At 40.7% G+C, this 19,622-nt stretch carries 19 protein-coding genes and 1 riboswitch; of the genes, 8 read left to right on the plus strand and 11 right to left on the minus strand.

Features of this window, described 5'->3' with window-relative positions; all coding sequences use genetic code 11:
* Positions 1 to 927: transposase (locus FC85_RS16135; protein WP_235807832.1), on the plus strand; the 927-nt coding region annotated here is incomplete at its 5' end.
* A 412-nt stretch (positions 928 to 1,339) separates the two neighbouring features.
* On the opposite strand, the gene thiE is transcribed toward FC85_RS16135, so the two are convergent.
* The 4 genes from thiE to FC85_RS07990 all read right to left on the minus strand — a co-directional run bounded on the left by thiE (position 1,340) and on the right by FC85_RS07990 (position 5,202).
* Positions 1,340 to 1,996, minus strand: coding sequence for a thiamine phosphate synthase (thiE, locus tag FC85_RS07975; protein ID WP_057865005.1), 657 nt, complete (start codon positions 1,994 to 1,996; stop codon positions 1,340 to 1,342).
* Entirely contained in the window at positions 1,996 to 2,829 is an 834-nt protein-coding gene (gene thiD / locus FC85_RS07980) for a bifunctional hydroxymethylpyrimidine kinase/phosphomethylpyrimidine kinase (RefSeq protein WP_057865006.1), read from the minus strand. Before thiD ends, thiE begins: the two co-directional genes overlap by 1 nt.
* Positions 2,830 to 2,844: 15 nt before the next feature.
* Complete coding sequence (gene thiM / locus FC85_RS07985; protein WP_057865007.1) at positions 2,845 to 3,633, minus strand: hydroxyethylthiazole kinase; 789 nt, start codon at positions 3,631 to 3,633, stop codon at positions 2,845 to 2,847.
* A 562-nt stretch (positions 3,634 to 4,195) separates the two neighbouring features.
* Positions 4,196 to 4,303: riboswitch (TPP riboswitch) on the minus strand.
* Positions 4,304 to 4,344: 41 nt separating this feature from the next.
* Positions 4,345 to 5,202: an oxidoreductase gene (locus FC85_RS07990; RefSeq protein ID WP_057865008.1), complete on the minus strand. Its 858-nt coding sequence runs from the start codon at positions 5,200 to 5,202 to the stop codon at positions 4,345 to 4,347.
* Positions 5,203 to 5,455: 253 nt separating this feature from the next.
* Between FC85_RS07990 and FC85_RS07995 the strand changes: the two genes are divergently transcribed.
* Together FC85_RS07995 and FC85_RS08000 are read left to right on the plus strand one after the other, a co-directional pair.
* Positions 5,456 to 5,938, plus strand: a complete 483-nt coding sequence (locus FC85_RS07995; RefSeq protein ID WP_057865009.1) for a GNAT family N-acetyltransferase — start codon at positions 5,456 to 5,458, stop codon at positions 5,936 to 5,938.
* 234 nt (positions 5,939 to 6,172) lie between these two features.
* Complete coding sequence (locus tag FC85_RS08000; protein ID WP_057865010.1) at positions 6,173 to 7,021, plus strand: aldo/keto reductase; 849 nt, start codon at positions 6,173 to 6,175, stop codon at positions 7,019 to 7,021.
* A 139-nt stretch (positions 7,022 to 7,160) separates the two neighbouring features.
* Here the strand turns inward: FC85_RS08000 and FC85_RS08005 are convergent, their stop codons facing one another.
* Both FC85_RS08005 and FC85_RS08010 read right to left on the minus strand, forming a co-directional pair.
* The gene (locus FC85_RS08005; protein WP_057865011.1) at positions 7,161 to 7,448 is read right to left on the minus strand and encodes a helix-turn-helix domain-containing protein; all 288 of its coding nucleotides are present in this window, start codon (positions 7,446 to 7,448) and stop codon (positions 7,161 to 7,163) included.
* Positions 7,449 to 7,857: 409 nt separating this feature from the next.
* A complete protein-coding gene (locus tag FC85_RS08010; protein WP_057865012.1) occupies positions 7,858 to 8,751 on the minus strand; it encodes a FlxA-like family protein in 894 nt (297 codons plus the stop codon).
* Positions 8,752 to 9,094: 343 nt separating this feature from the next.
* Here FC85_RS08010 and rlmD point away from each other — a divergent pair, with 343 nt between their 5' ends.
* On the plus strand, positions 9,095 to 10,477 hold the full coding sequence (gene rlmD, locus FC85_RS08015; RefSeq protein ID WP_057865013.1) for a 23S rRNA (uracil(1939)-C(5))-methyltransferase RlmD: 1,383 nt from the start codon (positions 9,095 to 9,097) through the stop codon (positions 10,475 to 10,477).
* 34 nt (positions 10,478 to 10,511) lie between these two features.
* The gene (locus FC85_RS08020) at positions 10,512 to 10,946 is read left to right on the plus strand and encodes a hypothetical protein (protein ID WP_057865014.1); all 435 of its coding nucleotides are present in this window, start codon (positions 10,512 to 10,514) and stop codon (positions 10,944 to 10,946) included.
* A gap of 580 nt (positions 10,947 to 11,526) precedes the next feature.
* Here the strand turns inward: FC85_RS08020 and FC85_RS08025 are convergent.
* Positions 11,527 to 11,847, minus strand: a complete 321-nt coding sequence (locus FC85_RS08025; protein ID WP_057865015.1) for a hypothetical protein — start codon at positions 11,845 to 11,847, stop codon at positions 11,527 to 11,529.
* A gap of 353 nt (positions 11,848 to 12,200) precedes the next feature.
* On the opposite strand from FC85_RS08025, the gene FC85_RS08030 reads away from it, so the two are divergent.
* Entirely contained in the window at positions 12,201 to 13,154 is a 954-nt protein-coding gene (locus tag FC85_RS08030; RefSeq protein ID WP_057865016.1) for an L-lactate dehydrogenase, read from the plus strand.
* Between the two features lie 527 nt (positions 13,155 to 13,681).
* Here FC85_RS08030 and glpK read toward each other — a convergent pair.
* Both glpK and FC85_RS08040 read right to left on the minus strand, forming a co-directional pair.
* The gene (gene glpK, locus FC85_RS08035; protein WP_057865017.1) at positions 13,682 to 15,202 is read right to left on the minus strand and encodes a glycerol kinase GlpK; all 1,521 of its coding nucleotides are present in this window, start codon (positions 15,200 to 15,202) and stop codon (positions 13,682 to 13,684) included.
* A gap of 190 nt (positions 15,203 to 15,392) precedes the next feature.
* A complete protein-coding gene (locus tag FC85_RS08040; protein WP_057865018.1) occupies positions 15,393 to 15,635 on the minus strand; it encodes a hypothetical protein in 243 nt (80 codons plus the stop codon).
* A 155-nt stretch (positions 15,636 to 15,790) separates the two neighbouring features.
* Between FC85_RS08040 and FC85_RS08045 the strand changes: the two genes are divergently transcribed.
* On the plus strand, positions 15,791 to 15,997 hold the full coding sequence (locus FC85_RS08045; RefSeq protein ID WP_057865019.1) for a hypothetical protein: 207 nt from the start codon (positions 15,791 to 15,793) through the stop codon (positions 15,995 to 15,997).
* Between the two features lie 492 nt (positions 15,998 to 16,489).
* Here the strand turns inward: FC85_RS08045 and FC85_RS08050 are convergent, their stop codons facing one another.
* Positions 16,490 to 17,110: a hypothetical protein gene (locus FC85_RS08050; protein WP_057865020.1), complete on the minus strand. Its 621-nt coding sequence runs from the start codon at positions 17,108 to 17,110 to the stop codon at positions 16,490 to 16,492.
* A 132-nt stretch (positions 17,111 to 17,242) separates the two neighbouring features.
* Between FC85_RS08050 and FC85_RS08055 the strand changes: the two genes are divergently transcribed.
* On the plus strand, positions 17,243 to 17,899 hold the full coding sequence (locus tag FC85_RS08055; RefSeq protein ID WP_057865021.1) for a YczE/YyaS/YitT family protein: 657 nt from the start codon (positions 17,243 to 17,245) through the stop codon (positions 17,897 to 17,899).
* Here the strand turns inward: FC85_RS08055 and FC85_RS08060 are convergent.
* Positions 17,877 to 18,728: an alpha/beta hydrolase gene (locus FC85_RS08060; RefSeq protein ID WP_057865022.1), complete on the minus strand. Its 852-nt coding sequence runs from the start codon at positions 18,726 to 18,728 to the stop codon at positions 17,877 to 17,879. The genes FC85_RS08055 and FC85_RS08060 overlap by 23 nt on opposite strands.
* Positions 18,729 to 19,622 lie beyond the last annotated feature (894 nt).

The following is a 19,622-nucleotide window of genomic DNA, read 5'->3' on the forward strand; positions in this document are numbered from 1 at the left end:
TCACCGCACTGGATTAAGATTCAAGATTATGGCGAAATTCAAGTGGTTGAGAATATTAAGCACTTAGCAACGGCAAAGATTACGACCTCGAAAATCAAACGCAAAGATGATGGGACTTACGAACTGCAATTAGTACTCAAAGACCAAATTGAACGGAAGAAGTCCATTAGCATGATTGGTGCTGACTGGAATATGAAGGACAACAAGGTCTTTCACACTTCCGATGATGAGAAAATCTATCTTGGTCAGCTTAAACTCACTAACCGGCGTCTGATTGATGTCAGGGCTAAGGCAGATGAATACGAAACAATCATTAACGGACTCAAGGGTCGCCGGGCTAAAAAGGAAAAACACCTTAGCACCGATAGTCAACAACTTGAGAGATTGAGCATTCAAATCCGTTACTATTCTGCCCGGCGGGTAGGCATACTTACGGAACGGTATCGCCAGATTGCCCGGCAGATGTTTGATCATTACGATTTAATCGCCATTGAGCAATTAGACGCTAAGGAAATGCGAAAAGAAAATCGAAAGTGGTCAAAAGCCGCTAACCATGGGAAGAATCGGAAACTGGCCAAAGTCAAACCTTACGAAATATCCTTACTGCTCAAACAAGTAGCTGACCGTGAAGGAAAGACGCTCTTGAAGGTTGATAGTTACAAGACCAGCCAGGTTGAATTCGGCACTCTGTACCAGGAGAAACACGATCCAAACGGCGAACGCCAATGGGTGTCTAAGTATACTGGAAAGTTAATTGATCGTGATTTAAACGCCAGTCGCAATATTTTGACCTGGGCGTTAGAGCCAAAAAAACACATTAAGTATTTGGAACGGCAAGCAAAAATTAAAGTCGCAAAAAAGGCTGGTATCACTAAAGACAAATTGCCGAAGGTAATTCCGGCCAAGGCATTAGTAACAATGAATTAGTTGATTTGATCAACGGGCGGGGCAGAACCTAGCCGTCCTTAAGGCTCCAAGAGTTACTGTTGGCGTATCACCCTGAGCGTGCAAAACGGGTGCGAAACAGTCATTAAGATCTAATTGATCTCAGCGGCGTTGGCCGTTGCATAGCTTAAACGTTTTCTAAGATCGCGAGGCGCTTAGCAGCCCTTTGATCCAGAAGCTCGGTCATTTATGACCGAGTAGTTCACTACGTCCATGATACGGCGCAGCACTGGGGACGTAAAGCAATCAATTCCCATAACTAATTTAGTAACCATTTTTTACTTGAAAACGGGGCTGAGACAAAAGTAATTTTGTCCAGTCCCGTTTTGTGTAATCACGATTGTTACCGAGTGGGATCTGCTTGCTGGCGCACTCTGGTTTAAGTTAAATCCAACTATTTTTCAAACGTGGTATTCATGGTTTTAACCGTCCGAAAGACATCCTCACTCTGAGCAATCATCGAAATTACCGCAGTTCCCGCAACCCCGGTTTTGGGTAGTTCTTGGATGTTTTCTTCTGTAATCCCACCGATCGCGACAACCGGCAACTGGCTGGCCTTGACAAGATTTGCTAGACTATCAACGCCAATCACCGGATCCGCATCCGCCTTGGATCCCGTTGGATAGACGGGACCACTACCAATGTAACTAATCCCGACTGTTTGATTGGCGATTTCAATTTGGGCTTTAGTATCACAAGATAGACCAACAAACATCGTTTCGCCAATTTCCTTGAGGACTTGGGTCACCCGCTCATCCTTTTGACCAACGTGAACACCATCAGCATTGGTTTGAACTGCTAAGGCAACATCGTCATCGACAATAAATGGCACCTGGTAATCTGCGCATAACTCGCGTAAAGTTTGAGCCATTTTGGCTTTGGCATCGCCAGTTAATGATGTTGGTCCCTTTTCACGATATTGAAAGGCAGTAATGCCAGCTTCCAAAGCTTGTTTAACAACTTCTTCCAGCGTCTTATGCTTATCCTTAATATCTTGGGTGCCGGCAATAAAATAGCTGCGCAGCATCCCACTTTCAAATGGTAACCCCATCATTTAACCCCTTCTTCATCAGTTATTTTTGCCCAGTGGTTCAACGGGCCATGGCCATGACCAACCTGAATACCATCCGCAATCGTAGCCTGAACATATTTCTTACCCGTTCGAATAGCCGTTTGTACATCGGCACCCTTGGCAATTTCAGCGGTGATACACGACGACAATGTATCACCGGTCCCATGAGTTCGAACCGTATCAATTCGTGGCGCACTGATCCAAAACGATTGGCCATTTTCCAAAAGTGTAAAGTCGGCGGATCTGTCGGACTCAGTTTGATGACCGCCCTTAATTAATACATTTTTAACCCCCATTGCCTGCAATTTTTTGGCTGCAACAACCATCTGATCCCGATCTTCAATTTTAATTCCGGTCAATTCTTCAGCTTCGGGCAAATTAGGCGTCAGAATATCAGCCAGTGGTAATAATTTATCTCGGACCGTACTAATAGCATCTTCAGAAAGCAGTCGAGCACCGCCTTTGGCAATCATGACCGGATCAACCGTTAACGTACCTAAATCATACTTCTTCAAATTTTCAACAACCGCTTCTACGGTGGCAACATCTGCTAACATCCCTGTTTTACAAGCTCGAATTTTCAAATCCGAAGCAACCGAAGCAAACTGCTCGTCAATCATCTTTTTCGGCATTGCCATAAAGTCCTGCACGCCAATCGTATTTTGGGCGGTCACGGCCACTACAACCGCGGCAGCAAACACATGACGCTCCTGCATGGTTTTAATATCGGCCATGACCCCAGCGCCACCGCCACTATCGGTTCCGGCAATTGTTAACGTTTGAATGGTACTATTAATCGCTTCATCAGGCATCTTTAAAAATCCTTTCTATTCAAAATTAGCATTCTTTTCGACTGTTTTCACATCAATTAAATGTAACTCATCGATCAATTGAACCCCAAACGAACCAGCTAATGGTTGTTTCATTGATTTGGCAACGACTTCACCGGCAACATCAAAGACCGCCGTGGCAGTCTGGGCCGCTTCAAAATAATCATCATCAACGCCACAGAAGCAACCAATTGTACTGGATAACATGTCACCTGAACCGACGTGTAGTTTGAACAGATCCGAATTGTTAAAGATCCGGACAACCGCGTTGCCGTCAGTAATAATATCGGTCTTACCACTTTCAACAACCACACAGTCACGCTTCTTAGCTAATGTTTTGGCGATGGTTTCCAGATCAGCTGAACCTTCACCGGCATCAATTCCCTTGGCATTCCATTCAACATCAGCCAATGCCGCAATTTCACCAGCGTTTCCACGAATAACGGCAACATCAATTTGATCAAGCAGTTCGTTACATCGTTCTTTCCGGTAGTCAACCGCACCAACAGCAACCGGATCAATAACAATCGGCTTACGATACTTATTCGCAAATGTCGTCACGGCATCGATTTGAACGAGTTGTGATTCCGTAAATGCCCCTAAGTTAACAGTCACTGAATCACACATTTTAACCATTGCTTCGGCTTCATTCTTCTCTTCGGACATAATTGGCGAAGCGCCCAAAGCGTTGATCCCATTGGCAACATCTTGAACCGTCACAAAATTTGAAATGTTAAAAGCAATCGGATTCTTTTCCCGTAGCGTATCCAATAAATCAATTTTCATGTTTGTTTCTCCCTTGTTGTACTCTAAATTTAGTATGCGGAATGGTTAGTTAATTAAAAATTTCGAAAATCAAAACGGTTGCTACTTGGCCGAAACGTGCCAAAGCAAGCAGATCCCGGCCATATTAGCCCCGCCAGCCAATATTCAGAACCAGAATATCAGCTTTTGGACTGGCTACTTGGCCGAAACGTGTGCAAAGAAGCAGCTCCCGGCCATATAAGCCCTCCCAGCCAATATTCTAAGCCCGGAATATTGGGTGTTGGACTGGCTACTTGGCTGAAACGTGCCAAAGCAAGCAGATCCCGGCCATATAAGCCCCGCCAGCCAATATTCAGAACCAGAATATTAGCTGGCGGGGCTTATATTCTGGGATCTAACCGCTTGCTTTGACACTCTTTTTACCAAAAAAGGACCGCCGCAAATACACCGATTTGCCTGCAGTCCCACTATTAAATGTCTGATTTGGATTGTGCTTTGGACAATTGGATAACTGACCGTGCTTCTCAAAATGAGGCGTCATTCAGCTGGCCACATTAAAATGGCCCACCCGTGACACTTCTCTGGTTATCCATTCACACTTTCCTCCGCAAGCATTGACTTACAGGTTCTAAGGGATCAAGTCGAACAGACTCATCTCAGCCACTTACCGGTGGCGCCCCTAGTGTTTCTACTTTCTTTATACATGATTCAATCGGTCACGTCAATTGAATTTTAACGATTAAACGCTGTTTGTTTATTCAATACCTTCTGGGCATATTTTGTCAGTGCCAAAGTCAAGGCGTCTAAACAACGATCGGGCATCACTTTACGTGCCAAAAGCATTGGCTTTGCCCCAGCACCGCCAACATAGCGCGTCTTCGGTCGCCGTGAAAATGCTGCCCGATCAACCATTCTAGCGATCCGACGTGGGGTTGAAGCAAATTTATACGCGAAGGCAAAAAAGTCTGCCGACTGGCGTGCCATATTCGCATATGGACCACTTCCGGAAACGTCTAACATCCTTTCAGATGCAATGTCCTTCCAAGATGATTGAATCGCACCTGGTTCGACAACGACAACGTCAATTCCAAATGGCTTCAATTCCAAACGCATGGCGTCGCTCATTCCTTCGATTGCAAACTTGGAACCAACGTACCAACTTCCTAGTAAACTGGCAACCTTGCCATCCATTGACGACATATTAATAATCCGGCCACTCTTTTGTTTACGCATCGTTGGCAAAACCGCTTGAATCATTTTGATCACACCAAAAACATTAACCTTAAACTCGTATTCGCCTTCCGATAGTTCAACTTCTTCAACCGAACCAAACGAGCCGAAACCGGCATTGTTCACCAGTACATCGATTCGACCGGTTTCTGCAACAATCTCACTAACTACTCGATCAATTTCATCGTGGTCAGTGACGTCCAAATGTAACGTATGAATCCCTAAATCATCCAGCTCATTCATTTGGTAGACTCTGCGAGACAGCGCATAAACGTCCATCCCGTTTCGATAAAGGTTCTTGGCAATCTGCTTACCAATCCCTGATGATGCCCCTGTGACAATCGCTACTTTTCGACTCATAAGAATCCCTCCTAGAAGGTATTGTGAAATTAAGTCCAGTATATCACGTAGACCGTTTACATGCCTGCTAATCACAGCTTTAAGTTGATGAATTAATAGTAGTCATAAGCTGGTTGAGAGCGTATGATGGTAAGCAAAATAAGTTGACCAGCCCTAATTGAACCAGAAAACGCTGTATTACCTGATCACTAGCGGTCAACTCATTAATACATAAGCACCTGTTTGACAGCTCATGTGAAAAGAGGTTTTCCATTTGACAGAAATCAGAACGATTAGTAAAACCGATGACGCAGCCCTAGCTAAAATCATCCGCCATTCCTTGAAATCATTTGGTCTAGACATCCCCGGAACTGCCTATTTTGATGCCGAACTCGATCATTTAAGTTCCTATTACGATGCTTCGCCTAAGCGTCAGTACTTTGTTGCCTTGACTGATAGCGGCGAAGTCCTGGGTGGTGATGGGATTGCTGAGTACGATCCAAAACACGGTGTCGCTGAGCTACAGAAACTGTATTTGGCTAAAGAGGCTCAGGGGCATCATTTAAGTTATAAATTATTGGATGCAGCGGTTGATTTTGCGAAACAAGCCGGCTATAAAACAGTCTATTTGGAGACCCACCATAATTTGAAGACTGCTGTTCATTTGTATCAACGATATGGTTTTGCAAATTTAGGCCACCCGCTCAATAATGGCGAGCATTCATCGATGGATTTATTCTTTGCTTTGGATATTTAAATCAACGCGGCAAAATAAACGATTAAAGCCACATGTTTGCTGGAAAGTTTATCTCATTCCTGCTTTTGGTACGTATGTAACCCTTGTACGGTCGGAGTTGCTTCCCAAAACACGTTTCAAATCGGTGAGCAAATTCATTACGCATCAGCCCATAATAATTCAAAAGCGTGATTGCTTGTTGACCAACCAAATTTCATTTATCATAAAATACAATATGAAATAGGAGGAATCAAAATGTCCTTAACAGATACGTACACACTTTACAATGGTGTCAAAATCCCCCAAGTTGGATTTGGTACTTGGCAGTCAGCTGATGGCGATGAAGCCTATCATGCCGTTTTGGCTGCTCTAAACGCCGGCTATCGACACATTGATACAGCCGCGGCATATGGCAATGAAGAAAGCGTTGGTAAAGCCATCAAAGATAGTGGTGTCAGCCGAGATGACCTATTTGTGACCACTAAACTTTGGAACGCTGACCATGGTTATGAAGCAACTAAGGAAGCATTTGGTCGGTCACTGGAAAAATTAGGCCTGGATTATGTTAATCTCTATTTAATTCATTGGCCCAATCCGATTAAATTCCGGGATAATTGGCAGGAAGCTAACGCCGAATCTTGGCGGGCAATGGAAGAATTTTATAATCATGGCACCGCAAAAGCGATTGGGGTTTCCAATTTTCGACCAAAACACTTGGATGCCCTACTCGAAACCGCCAAGGTAAAACCAATGGTTAACCAAATGTTTATTAATCCATCGGACATGCAACCAGGTGTTATTGAATACAATAATAACCACGATATTTTAACGGAAGCTTACAGTCCACTTGGTACGGGTGGCATTTTCAAAATTCCTGAATTGGCTCCCATTGCTAAAAAGTACGGTAAGACACCGGCTCAAGTGGTCCTTCGTTGGTCGTTGCAACATGGATTCTTGCCACTACCCAAGTCGGTTCATGAAAAATACATCAAGGAAAACGCTGATATCTTTGATTTCAATTTATCGAATGAAGATATGAAGACAATTGATGGTTTCCATGGTCAAGCTGGCTTGGCAACTGATCCAGATACGGCAACGTGGTAAAATCGATAGAATATTTTTCCAACTAGTATAAAAAGCTGATCGTTATGCGACACTTTTCCAGAGCTAAAGCCTTTACTTTAACTCTGTCAGAACATATCACATAACAATCAGCTTTTTTGCTTACAATCAAAAAGAATAACTATTCGTTATCTTTTACAAATTTAATATCTAACTGCGTATGGGTAGCTTCTGCAATTTTTTCGAGAGTCTTCATAGTAATGTTGGCATCCCCGCGCTCCCAACGAGCGACAGCTGACTGGGGAGCACCGACCAGGTCGCCAAGTTGCGTCTGCGTTAATTTGGCACGTTTTCGTAACTTTTCAATCGCATCCGCACATCGGTACTGTTGACGATAATGTTGAATTCCTTTAGCAAACTGCGGATCCTCTCTGCTTAGCTCATTGATCATGTCGGTGGTTTCGCTCATCGTAATATCCACCTCTACGACTCTTAACCTATCTAATTTTTTAACGTTTTCTGAATCTTCTTTATGAAAGATTCGGTAGTCATCTGTTGACCATATTATATGACGTATGATATATTTTTCAATCAAAATAGGTACTCAAAAGGCGCATCTGCATATAAAGTTTTTGCAGATGCACCTTGTAGGCTAAACTACTTTGCTGACGTGATGGTTTTCACCTTATTCGCCAGTATTAAGTAAGTGAGTATATTCCTGAATAAATTCATCATCGTAAGCAATTTTATTTCGATAATAATTTGCTTTTTCAACATTAAGTCGGTAAGCTGTTGAACCTTCAAAATATTTATCAGCTTCCTAGAGATAGTGGCTAACATATCCATTCAGTCGGTAGTTTTTCGCACAATTTTACAATTTAATCTTGTAATGTTTCAGTTACGGCTTCATGCGGATCGTTTTCGCCACTTGGTGTCTCACCTGTCACCTTCTTCGAATCATCCTTGGAACTGACTTGGGAACTTTGCTGTGGATTACTTACTGTGTCTTTCCCCGTATTCGGTACAATTTCTATGACTTGACTCGTTACTGTATCAACCTTTTTTTGAACGGGAATATCAATGACAGTAGTTGGTGCATTTGTATTGGGTTTAGCTGGAATATCATAAATAAGCGGATCATTGCTTAATTCCGTTACCTTTTTTTGCAAATCGTCAATCTTGGAGTTTGCTGCAGTTAATTCACTATTGCTTACAGCTCTTTGATTATAAACTGTAGAAGCGTATCCACGAACCGTTCCTAATTGACTAGTCAAACTGGCAACTTGATTCTTTAAAGCCTGCTGTTGCTTGGCATCAACTTTGCTTTGATCACTTTTAGCTTCATTTAATTGACTAGTTAATGAAGCGATCTGTTGGTCCAACTTTGAAATTTCATTGTTCAAACTATCCACTTGGCTGGTATTAGTGGTTACCGCCACATCCCGGGTCGGTTCATCGGCGTTAATCTTAAATTGAAAAGCTTTCACCTTGTATCCACGTTTGGAAATGGTTACTCGATACTTGCCCACCTTAAACGAATGATGCGCATTGATCTCGAATTTGCCCTTCTTGTTAGCCTTACCGGCTACGTATGTAACACCGTGACTGGTAATCTTAATATTGGCGCCACGGGTTGCCTTACCAGAAACATAGTTTGCCCCTTCTTGAACCCGATTGACCTTTGCCTTCAAGACAGCCGTCTTAGCTTGGACATTGACTGAACCAAATAGCATCGCTGGAACAACCAACGCAGATAAAACATATTTACTCATAAAAAGTCCTCCAAAAAAATTATTTGTAGGCGGTTGAATTTATCCTGGTATAACAAATAAGTGAGTGATAAATTTCCTTTCTTAATTTTTTATTTCTTAATCAAAATAAAACCCAACCCGCGTACATAAATTAATTACGTAAACTGGTTGGATTTTTAACGAAATTATTTTAAATTATTTTGAAAAAAATTAAAACTTAGTTAGTGAAATGTAATTAACCTGCTTCTTCTTGGATTGCTACCAGGTTATGGCCCACCACATCCCATTTTCAGTCAGTCCACATGCTAACCAATGCCACTCTGTGCTATCATACTTAATAACTAACTAAATTAAGGACGGTTCAATGACTAATAATAAAAATAACGTTCACGTTAACGAAGGTGAACAATTTACGATTCAAATTAAACGAATGGGAATCAACGGCGAAGGAATTGGCTATTACGAGCGAAAACTAGTCTTTGTGCCTGGTGCGCTGCCAACCGAGAAGGTTCGCGTTGAAGTGATTATTGATCAGCAAAACTTCATTCGCGCTCGATTAGTAGAAGTATTAACCAAAAGTAAGGACCGGATCGAGCCAATCGACGATTATGCCAATGAAGTTGGGGGCTTTGAACTTGAAAATTTAGCTTATCCAGCCCAGTTGGAATTTAAGCGGGACGTGATTCGTGACTCACTCGAAAAATTTAAACCAGCCGGTTACCGAAAGTATAAATTACGACCAACCATTGGGATGGACGATCCTACTCATTACCGAAACAAAGCCACCTTTCAAATTCGTCAAGATGGTGATCAGATAATTGCTGGTTTATATAAGGAACGCAGCCATACAGTTGTCGACATGAAAACTTCCGCGCTCCAATATCCGCTAACGATGAAAGTGATGCGGGCAATTGTTGATATGATCCAAGATTTAAAAATCCCAGCTTATGACGAAGAGAAAAATGCCGGAATTATTAAAACAGTGATTGTTCGAGCGGCTACCGCAACGGACGAAGTACAGGTCACCTTTGTTACACAAAGTCAAAAATTATTAAAAAAGCATCAATTATTAGAGCGAATTCAACAAGAACTACCAGAAGTCGTTTCTGTCATGCAAAATATTAATCCTGGCAAGACACCAATGGTCTGGGGTAACGAGACCATTCACTTGGCCGGTAAGGAAAAAATTACCGAAGTCCTGGACGGTCTGAAATTTGACTTATCTGCCCGAGCTTTCCTGCAAGTTAACCCGGAAATGACATCAGTATTATATAAGGAAGCTTTCAAGGCCCTTGATCTAAGTGGTAAGGAAAAACTGGTAGATGCCTATTCAGGTGTTGGGACAATCGGTCTTTCAGTTGCCAATCAAGTTCGTGAGGTTCGCGGAATGGACACCATTGCAGATGCCGTTCATGATGCCAATATGAATGCTGTCAAAAATGGGATTGTTAACGCAATTTACGAAGTCGGTGAAGCTGAGAAATTACTTCCGGAATGGATTGACGCCGGTTGGAAACCAACTGCATTAATTGTTGATCCACCCCGAACCGGTTTAGCTGACTCCTTAATTGAGACCATTTTGGACATTACGCCTAAGAAATTCGTTTATATTTCATGTAATCCTTCGACTTTAGCTCAAGATTTAGTAAAATTGAGTGAGAAATATCAAGTGGAATACATTCAATCAGTTGATTTAATGCCACAAACCGCACGCTGTGAATGCGTTGTTAAATTCAGAAAAAAGTAACATTTCAATCATTTATTGAAGAAAGGAGTCGACGATGCAAAATCCTTTTGGAAACGGCAATAACGATGATAATAACGACAACAATAATAATCAGCAAAATATGATTCCGATTCCGCCCAACTTTGCGACAGTCGTCAATAAAGAAACGGGCCAAATCCGAATCGCAAAAGTCGGTTTTTCGTTTACCGCGTTGATTTTTGGCTGGCTAGTCCCCATATTCCGTTCGGATTGGTACAACTTTTTATGTATTTTTGGAATTGAACTCATTGTTGGGATGGGAATTGCACTGCAGGTCAACGAACCTTTAGATATCACCTTCCCCATTGCCTCAAACAGTTTAAATATTATTTGGATGTTCATCTACAACATGATGTACTTCAAGCATTTGTTTAAAATAGGTTACGTTCCAGCTGATGAACGATCAAAGGAACTGTTGATTGAAGCTAAATACTGGAAAGAAAATAAGTAATTTCAAATAATTAACTGTTAAATCATCAATATGTTTATGAAGCGGCTGATAACAGGACACGATGTCTTGGTATCAGCCGCTTTATAGATATAAGTGAATCATCTAGACTTTCCATTTTAAGATATTTTCTTGAAGTCCAAACTTGAGTTCATCAACTAGGAGTAATTGTTTTGGCTACTTTGCCGAAACGTGCTGTGATAAGCAGCTCCCGACCATATAAACCACTAGCGCAACACATCCCCCTTACCTTGGATGATTGTTTTGGGCTACTTTGCCAAAACGTGCTGTGACAAGCAGCTCCCGGCCATATAAGGCACCTAACGCAATATCCCTCAAACCTGGGATGATTGTTTTGGGCTACTTTGCCGAAACGTGCTGTGACAAGCAGCTCCCGGCCATATAAACCACTAACGCAATATCCTCTTACCTTGGATGATTGTTTTGGATACTTTGCCAAAACGTGCTGTGACAAGCAGCTCCCGGCCATATAAGGCACCTAACTCAATATCCCCCAAACCTGGGATATTGAGTTAGGTGCCTTATATTCTGGGAGCTAAACGCTTGTCGCAGCACTCTGGTTTTACCCATTCACCAGCAATTCCATCTGGCCCTTTTGCGGCGCAAAATTAATTCCCAGCAACGGTTCCTTCAAGATTTTACCGTATTCGTCCAGTACATCATCCGGTAGTGGCGTTGTGTTCCGCAATTCAGACAAAACATCCCCGGCAGAATACGCACTTCTCAGGTCAATGAACAAGTTGACTTTATTAGTGACATCGCGAAATAAATCAGTTAATAATCCATTAGGCTTCCCATTAACATCGGTAATCACAACCTGTGAAGAATCAAACCCCAAGTGATTAAAGCTAACCATTTTTAACACGTCAAATAAATTGTTCATGACCAATATCCCTCCGTAACGTTTACTTTAACAATTAATTATAACCGTATCTTCTGTAGAATGGAAAGAAAATCGCTTTTGAGCGGACGTTTTAGCAATATCCATAATGCAAAGATGTGCATGTGTGAGCAACGGTCTTATATAGCTAATCCCACCACATCTCTCATTTGTCATTGCTCGTGTTTAGCTGGTCGATCTCAAAGTACTTCCTGCCATCCTTGATTTTGATACAACTAATAAGTGTTTCACAAGAATATTAATAAGATTAAAATTTACTGTTGAAATGATTAGAACTAATGTTATACTGATTATCAACACGGATAATACTAACAAGAAGATGTGAGGTGCATATTATGACAAGAAAAATTGGTGTTATTGGAATGGGTCATGTTGGCTCAACGGTTGCTCATTACATAGTTGCAGAAGGATTTGCGGACGACTTAGTCTTAATTGATCCAAACGAGAAAAAAGTCACAGCGGACGCTACTGATTTTGAAGACGCGATGGCTAACTTACCAGTCCATACCAACATTACGGTTAACGATTATTCAGCACTTAAAGATGCTGATGTTGTAATTTCCGCCGTTGGAAATATTTTGCTTCAAAAAGATAACAAAGAACATGATCGTTTTATTGAATTACCATTTACCAAAAACGCGGTCAAAGACGTTAGTGCAAAATTAAAAGCATCTGGGTTTAACGGGATCTTAGTTGATATCACTAATCCGTGTGACGTTATTACCACGATGTACCAAAAGTTTACCGGTCTACCAAAGAATCACGTGATGGGAACTGGTACTTTGCTTGATTCATCACGAATGCGTCGTGCCGTGTCATCCGAATTAGGAATCGATCCTCGTTCGGTTGCCGGCTATAACTTAGGCGAACATGGTAACTCTCAGTTTACTGCTTGGTCAACAGTCCGTGTTCTCGGCCGACCAATTACTGAGATTGCTAAGGAACGCAACATTGATTTAGCTAAATTGGATGAAGTTGCCCGAGCTGGTGGTTACACTGTCTTCCATGGCAAGCATTACACCAACTACGGAATTGCATCGGCTGCCGTCCGCTTAGCTAATATCATCATTAGTGACGCCCGAACTGAAATTCCTGTTTCCAACTGGCATGAGGAATACAATACCTACCTATCATACCCAGCCATTGTTGGTCGTGACGGCATCATTGAACAAGATCATCTCGAATTAACTGATGATGAAAATGAAAAGTTAAAAGCATCTGCCAATTACATCCGGACCCGATTTGAAGATACAATCGCCGGAATGGAAAAGGAAGCAGCTGCTAAATAGATTATCGGCTTAGTCGATTTTCAAAATAAAAACGCCCTTGGGGGAATATGATTTTTCCTCCCCTAGAGGCGTTTTTGTTGTGGCAAAATATATGAGGACAATTGATTCCAGTCAGGTGGATTTCTCTGTGGAGATTATCAATTTTACTTTGCTGAAACGTGCTGAGACAAGCAGCCCCGGCCATATAAGCCACTTGCAACTTGATCTTTAACTGCTAAGCACCGATTTCATTTTGCTGAAACGTGCTGAGACAAGCAGCCCCCGCCATATAAGCCACTTGCAACTTGATCTTTAACTGCTAAGCACCGATTTTATTTTGCTGAAACGTGCAAAAGACAAGCAGCTCCCGGCCATATAAGGCACCTGCAGCTTGATTTTTAACTGCTGATCACCGATTTTATTTTGCTGAAACGTGCTGTGACAAGCAGCTCCCGGCCATATAAGCCACTAATGCCTAAATTCCAAAACCTGGAATTTAGGCATTAGTGGCTTATATTCTGGGAGCTAAGCGCTTGTCGCAGCACTCTTTATATTTTTGTCAACTTATACGACCTCGTGGCATCCACCGCTGCCTGCCACCCTCGATACAATTTATCACGACGCGTTGCTTCCATATTTGGCTCAAACATCCGGCCCTTATCTACCAACGCCTTAATTTCATCCAGATCTTTCCAATAACCAACTCCCAAGCCAGCCAATACAGCCGCGCCAAACGCCGTTGTATTTTCATCCGCTGCCCGCTGAATTGGGATATTTAAAATATCTGCCTGGAACTGCATTAAATAGCTGTTTCGAGAAGCTCCACCATCGGCCATTAAAACCGGAATATGCATATGGGTATCGGCTTCCATTGTTTGAATAATATCCTTAGTTCCATAAGCAATTGATTGTAATGTCGCTTTGACAAAGTCATCCTTAGTTGTTCCCCTAGTTAATCCAAATACGGCACCACGCACATCCTGTTCCCAATAGGGTGCCCCTAATCCGTTAAATGCCGGAACAACATACACTTCATCATCGTCAGTCGAATTCATTGCCGCCTGCCGAGACTCCGGCACATTATCGATCAATTCCAACGTATCGGCTAACCAAGTCACAGCTGTTCCCGCCGCAAAAATTGAACCTTCCAATGCATAGGTTGTCTTCCCATCGATATTGTAGGCAATGGTGGTCAACAAATTATCATCCGACAGCTCTGGTTTGTCCCCTGTATTCATCATGATGAAGGCACCATCACCATAGGTATTCTTAATCATTCCAGGCTCAAATGCCATTTGACCAATTAAGGCAGCCGACTGGTCACCAGCAATCCCGGAAATCGGCACTTCAATTCCGTAAAATTGATAGTTCTTCGTTGTCCCATACAGTTCACTCGATGTTTTAACATCAGGGAGCATTATCCGTGGAATATTTAATAACTTCAAAATATCGTCATCCCACCGGAGTGCATGGATATTAAACAACATCGTCCGGCTGGCATTGGTATAGTCGGTTACATGGTATTCACCGCCGGAAAGTTTCCAGACTAGCCAAGTATCAACCGTTCCAAATAACAAGTCACCCTTTTCAGCCCGCTCCTGAGCACCATCAACATGATCCAAAATCCACCGAATCTTAGTGGCAGAAAAATACGAATCAATAATCAAACCAGTTTTCTTGTGAATCAGGTTTGAATAACCATCATTCTTTAATTTACGAGCCAGTGGCGCCGTTTGCTTAGACTGCCAACCAATTGCGTTATAAATTGGCTCACCAGTCTCCTTGTCCCAAATAAGAGTTGTTTCACGTTGGTTAACAATCCCAATTCCGGCAATGTCTTCCGGATGAATGCCGGCATCAATAAAAGCGGATGAAATCACATTTAAAACCGAAGTCCAAATTTCGTTTGGATCAGTTTCTACCCAACCATTATGAGGAATAATTTGTTTTATCGGCTTAAATGCCTCGATTACTTTTCGACCATTATGATCAAAAATCATTGCCCGGGTGCTTGTCGTCCCTTGGTCAATTGACAATAAATATTTTGGCTGATCTGTTAAACTTGCCATTGTCTTCACTCCAATCAAACGAAACCGATTTCATATTATTTTAAAAATAGTAACACGAATCCGAAATAATTTATTAAATGATAACTTATTTTCATATTAAAAATGCACATTATGAACTATACCATAATGTGCAAATCAATTCAAATTGTTGGATTATTAACTTTTTTGAAGCATAATTAAACTAGACCAATTAACGTTTGACGTCAACGTGAATATCATCGCCGTCTTTTGTGTTCAGCTTTTCATCATAACTAAAATTGGCATCTGTAAAATAATGTTTGATCTCTTTATTAACGTCTTCAAGCGGTCGATTATCACCGTCCTGACGGTTAATTACGATCTCATACTCCTTCTTGTCATCGTCGGTGTTGACAAACTTATAAATAACATCAACGGTATTTAGAATTTCTTGAATCAATTGGCGTTCAGTCATCTCTAATACCCCTTTCAATACACGTATATGTCTACTTTAGCGCAAATTAGTAAAAATTGTTATCATTAAAGTTAAAAAGTCTTTTATCCTACGAAAAAATATTTACAATCGACATAATTGTGAACTATACTTAAGTTTATCATACCGAGGTGAGAATGATGACTATCGCGTCAAAAGAAATATCGAATGAATTAATGAATGCGTATAAAGCACATAAGATGGTAATGATTGAATTGAAAGACCAAAAAATGACCGGTACCGTTGCGGCAGTTAACGATAATCAGGCCTTTATCAATCGACCCGGCAAACAGGTAACAGTCATCAATCTCGACGACATTGTTAAAGTTACCGTGTTAGGTTAATTATGTGTAGTCAAAGCTTCGAATATATTCTGTAAAACAGCTAATTGGCTTGAGACAACATTGGTTGATCCTAAGCCATTTTTATTTGGACTCAGTTGATGCCTTTGTTGGAACATTTGCGGTTAGTAAGTTGAATATAAGTCCGACTGGAATTTTGATATGGGCTTGCTTTTTAACTGTGAATTGTCGATTCTATTTAGTTGAAACGTGCAAAAGCCAAGCAGCCCCCCGGCCATATAAAATGTTTGGAGATGGCGTTATAACTGTGAATCACTGATTTTGTTTAGCTAAAACGTGCAAAAGAAGGGCTGATCCCGGCCATATAAAACATTTGGAGATGGCGTTTTAACTGTGAGTCACTGATTCCATTTAGCTAAAACGTGCAAAAGCCAAGCAGCCCCCGGCCATATAAGCCACTAACCCCCAGATTCAGAACAGGAATCTGGGGGTTAGTGGCTTATATTCTGGAGGCTAACCGCTTGGTTTTGCACTCTATTTATTTTTCTCATACAACGCCTGCTCAAACCGCTTACGCAAACTCTCCGTTAGCATAATGATATCCTTGGGGGGCTTGTTAACACTAAAATCGAAACAAAATCTTAAAGGGACACCCATATTATAGATGTCTTCATATATACTCACTGTTTTTGGATCCGCATCCCTTGTATATCCCATCAGAATTTGCATGCCTTTTTTCTTATGCAAATCCCAATTTGATGTATCTTTATTTCGCGCCAAAAGCTCACTGGGGTTAATTGAATCCAACGCATTTACCAATGTTTTAGCGTTGCTAATTTTATGCTGAACACCTAAAAAGACAATGTAACGGCGTAAAACTGGGATAACCGACGTAAAAAAAACATTTGTTGCTGCAATTTTTTCTGGAAATAAGTCTAAGATAACATGTTTAACTGACTTAGCCGTATAACGCCTCGGCCCTCGTAATTCATACTTATAAGACAAACCGACAAACGCCCGTGTAATATATTCCGCAGCCACTTTTTCCGGTTTTGTCAGCTTATTAAACGAACGCGTTGTTCGAAAGCGGCCAAACCAAAGGCGATTACTATCAAAGTGTTTTTCTGCTTCTACTTCCGAATATGTTTTTTGCACAAGATCACCTTCTACAAGGTATATTAACACGATTAGTTCGACAAACGTACTAATTTGATCGTCACCATTTCAAAAGCAAAATAAGTATTATACAATGGTAGCTATTGAGATTAAGGAGAGCTTTTTTATATTATGGCAAAAATGAAGGATTTTAAACAACGCTTCTATTATCTATGTTTATCAATTTTTATCAACGCTGCCGGTAACGCACTGGCAATTTCCAGCAACCTTGGAAGTGCCGTTTGGACCGGTTCAGCGGTTAATCTCTCCAAAATGGTTAATATCCCATTAGGAACAACGTTATTTCTTTACGGGATTATTGTGACATTATCGAATCAGCTATTATTAGGTCAATTTGATCGACGTCGCTTCTTTTCGAATTTATTGTTTACCTTACCATTCAGTTACTTGGTCCAATTTTCAGAATGGATTTTTGATTCACTCGGCGTTCCAACTTACGATTTCTGGTGGCGGGTCATTCTCGATATCATTGGCCTGTTCTGTGTAGCAATGGCCGTTTCAATGTATTCTCGTGCCAATTTAATTATGCATCCCAATGACGACCTGGCTTACATCATTCGGTTTAAATTTACGCATGGTAGTGCCGTCATCTCACAATGGCTTAGTTACATTCCACCAGTTATTATTACAGGGGCCTGTTTCCTAATCACCGGCAATATATACGCGACTAACTTCGGAACCGTTTTCGCCCTTGTTTTCCAAGGTGCCATGATGAAATGGTCGGACACCCATGCCTTCCCAGCTCTCAAGCACCATGTCGATCTTTAATAAAAGCTGCAATCTCCTTAACTGTTTTTCGAGTTTCCGGTAATTTGAACCATAATGTATAATCATGAAATCCGTCTTTAAAGCTGGTGACATCCGGCATAACACTGGCGGATTTTTTTAATGCCTGAATAAATCTTAAGTTACATGGCGTCAATAATTCATTATCACCATAAAAAATTTGAAGATCACCAATATTTAAATTATCAGGATTAAAAACATCCTGCCAATCACTTGGCAGCCCAGCTGCAAACTGATCACCAATCAATTTTAATGTTTTTAAATCCAACATCACATCTGACTTTTCCCGTTCAACAAATTCCGCTTCATCAAGTCGCATATCCAACCATGGCGATATTAACGAGGCACCCTTAATTTTCGTTGGTACTTTCATAAACAACTGAACAGCCAGAGCAGCCCCGGCAGAATCAGCCACTAAAAAAATAGGCAGCGGATCGGCAGTTACTTTATTAAAGGCAGCCATTACAAAATCCATGATTTCGGCGGCACTATATTTTGGCAGTAACGGAAAATCAAAAATTCGGATTCGACTATTTGCAGCCGTCCCAATTTTACTAATCATTTCTAATTGATCAGTATTCATTGGAACAGTGAAGGCGCCACCATGGAAATAAATGATCTGATTGGTAGGATTTTTGACCAAATCAATCGTCACAAGTTGACCAGAATTTATCTGATTAATTTGATATTTTTTCTTACCATCCCGAAAAAGATTGATTTTTTGATTGGGATGTAAAAAACTGTGAGCAACATTTTTCTTATAATCTTCATTTTTGAATTGTTTGATTAACCGCCTTGCCATAAAGCTCATTGAAACAATCTCCTTTCAATAATTAATTGCTTAGTGCACGTGTAATTAATTTTACAGCTTATATGATTTATCAGACATATTTTCTAACTTTTTTGTAAAGTTCACAAAATCTTCACAATTTATTCACATTTTGGCAACAAGTCATCTTTATAGTAAAGAACTGTTGCATGAGGTAAAACTTTTACTTCATGTTGGCAATAAATTAAATCCCCCTTTAATTTATTACTTTTGTATTCATATTCTTCCCCTAGAATATAGGTATCTTAAGATAAGACATCCCCGTGTCTTATCTTTTTTTGTGAGTTGAAGCAATCAGTGAAAAAGCCTAAGTACTTATTTCGGGGAAATTGGTTCATGATCAACTAACACATTCAGAAATGGTCCTCAAAATAATTACGCTACTATTAGTTTAACTTATAATTGATCAAAGCAGACACATAATCCCTTCAAAAAATGCTTTTTATGGATGAATTGCATTGATTCTCCTTAATTGAAGAATATCTAATTGAAAGTTCACAAAATCTTCACACTTTAAGCACATTTTCGCAAAATCTCTACGGTATTGTATAAGTATAAAGAGATGTCAAAGAACGACTTTCTTAAACATAGAAATGATTCAGAAAAGTCAATTTTGGCTTCACTTTCATTTCCCCCCTCAATAAAGATATTAGTAAGGATAAGGTGCCCCCACACCTTATCTTTTTTTATGTCCTAAATCTGCCGGTAGCCGAGATCCTTTTTATTTGGTTGGCTCATTCGGCTTTTATTGTCCTGTATGTTAACTATCTCAATTTAACTGATTAATTAATTAGATTGACTTATTAATGACACACTTTTAGGCAATAACCTCTTTCATTACAAAAATCAATTGATAAAACAAATTAATTTTAAATT

This window comes from Lentilactobacillus diolivorans DSM 14421, assembly GCF_001434255.1.
Taxonomy (GTDB): Bacteria; Bacillota; Bacilli; order Lactobacillales; family Lactobacillaceae; genus Lentilactobacillus; species Lentilactobacillus diolivorans.

What these genes read in the sequence shown, in the direction of transcription:
- thiE (WP_057865005.1), bottom strand. Translation starts at nt 1,996, where the DNA reads ATGGGGTTACCATTTGAAAGTGGGATGCTGCGCAGCTATTTTATTGCC.
- thiD (WP_057865006.1), bottom strand. Translation starts at nt 2,829, where the DNA reads ATGCCTGATGAAGCGATTAATAGTACCATTCAAACGTTAACAATTGCC.
- thiM (WP_057865007.1), bottom strand. Translation starts at nt 3,633, where the DNA reads ATGAAAATTGATTTATTGGATACGCTACGGGAAAAGAATCCGATTGCT.
- FC85_RS07990 (WP_057865008.1), bottom strand. Translation starts at nt 5,202, where the DNA reads ATGAGTCGAAAAGTAGCGATTGTCACAGGGGCATCATCAGGGATTGGT.
- FC85_RS08000 (WP_057865010.1), top strand. Translation starts at nt 6,173, where the DNA reads ATGTCCTTAACAGATACGTACACACTTTACAATGGTGTCAAAATCCCC.
- FC85_RS08005 (WP_057865011.1), bottom strand. Translation starts at nt 7,448, where the DNA reads ATGAGCGAAACCACCGACATGATCAATGAGCTAAGCAGAGAGGATCCG.
- FC85_RS08010 (WP_057865012.1), bottom strand. Translation starts at nt 8,751, where the DNA reads ATGAGTAAATATGTTTTATCTGCGTTGGTTGTTCCAGCGATGCTATTT.
- rlmD (WP_057865013.1), top strand. Translation starts at nt 9,095, where the DNA reads ATGACTAATAATAAAAATAACGTTCACGTTAACGAAGGTGAACAATTT.
- FC85_RS08020 (WP_057865014.1), top strand. Translation starts at nt 10,512, where the DNA reads ATGCAAAATCCTTTTGGAAACGGCAATAACGATGATAATAACGACAAC.
- FC85_RS08025 (WP_057865015.1), bottom strand. Translation starts at nt 11,847, where the DNA reads ATGAACAATTTATTTGACGTGTTAAAAATGGTTAGCTTTAATCACTTG.
- FC85_RS08030 (WP_057865016.1), top strand. Translation starts at nt 12,201, where the DNA reads ATGACAAGAAAAATTGGTGTTATTGGAATGGGTCATGTTGGCTCAACG.
- glpK (WP_057865017.1), bottom strand. Translation starts at nt 15,202, where the DNA reads ATGGCAAGTTTAACAGATCAGCCAAAATATTTATTGTCAATTGACCAA.
- FC85_RS08040 (WP_057865018.1), bottom strand. Translation starts at nt 15,635, where the DNA reads ATGACTGAACGCCAATTGATTCAAGAAATTCTAAATACCGTTGATGTT.
- FC85_RS08045 (WP_057865019.1), top strand. Translation starts at nt 15,791, where the DNA reads ATGATGACTATCGCGTCAAAAGAAATATCGAATGAATTAATGAATGCG.
- FC85_RS08055 (WP_057865021.1), top strand. Translation starts at nt 17,243, where the DNA reads ATGGCAAAAATGAAGGATTTTAAACAACGCTTCTATTATCTATGTTTA.
- FC85_RS08060 (WP_057865022.1), bottom strand. Translation starts at nt 18,728, where the DNA reads ATGAGCTTTATGGCAAGGCGGTTAATCAAACAATTCAAAAATGAAGAT.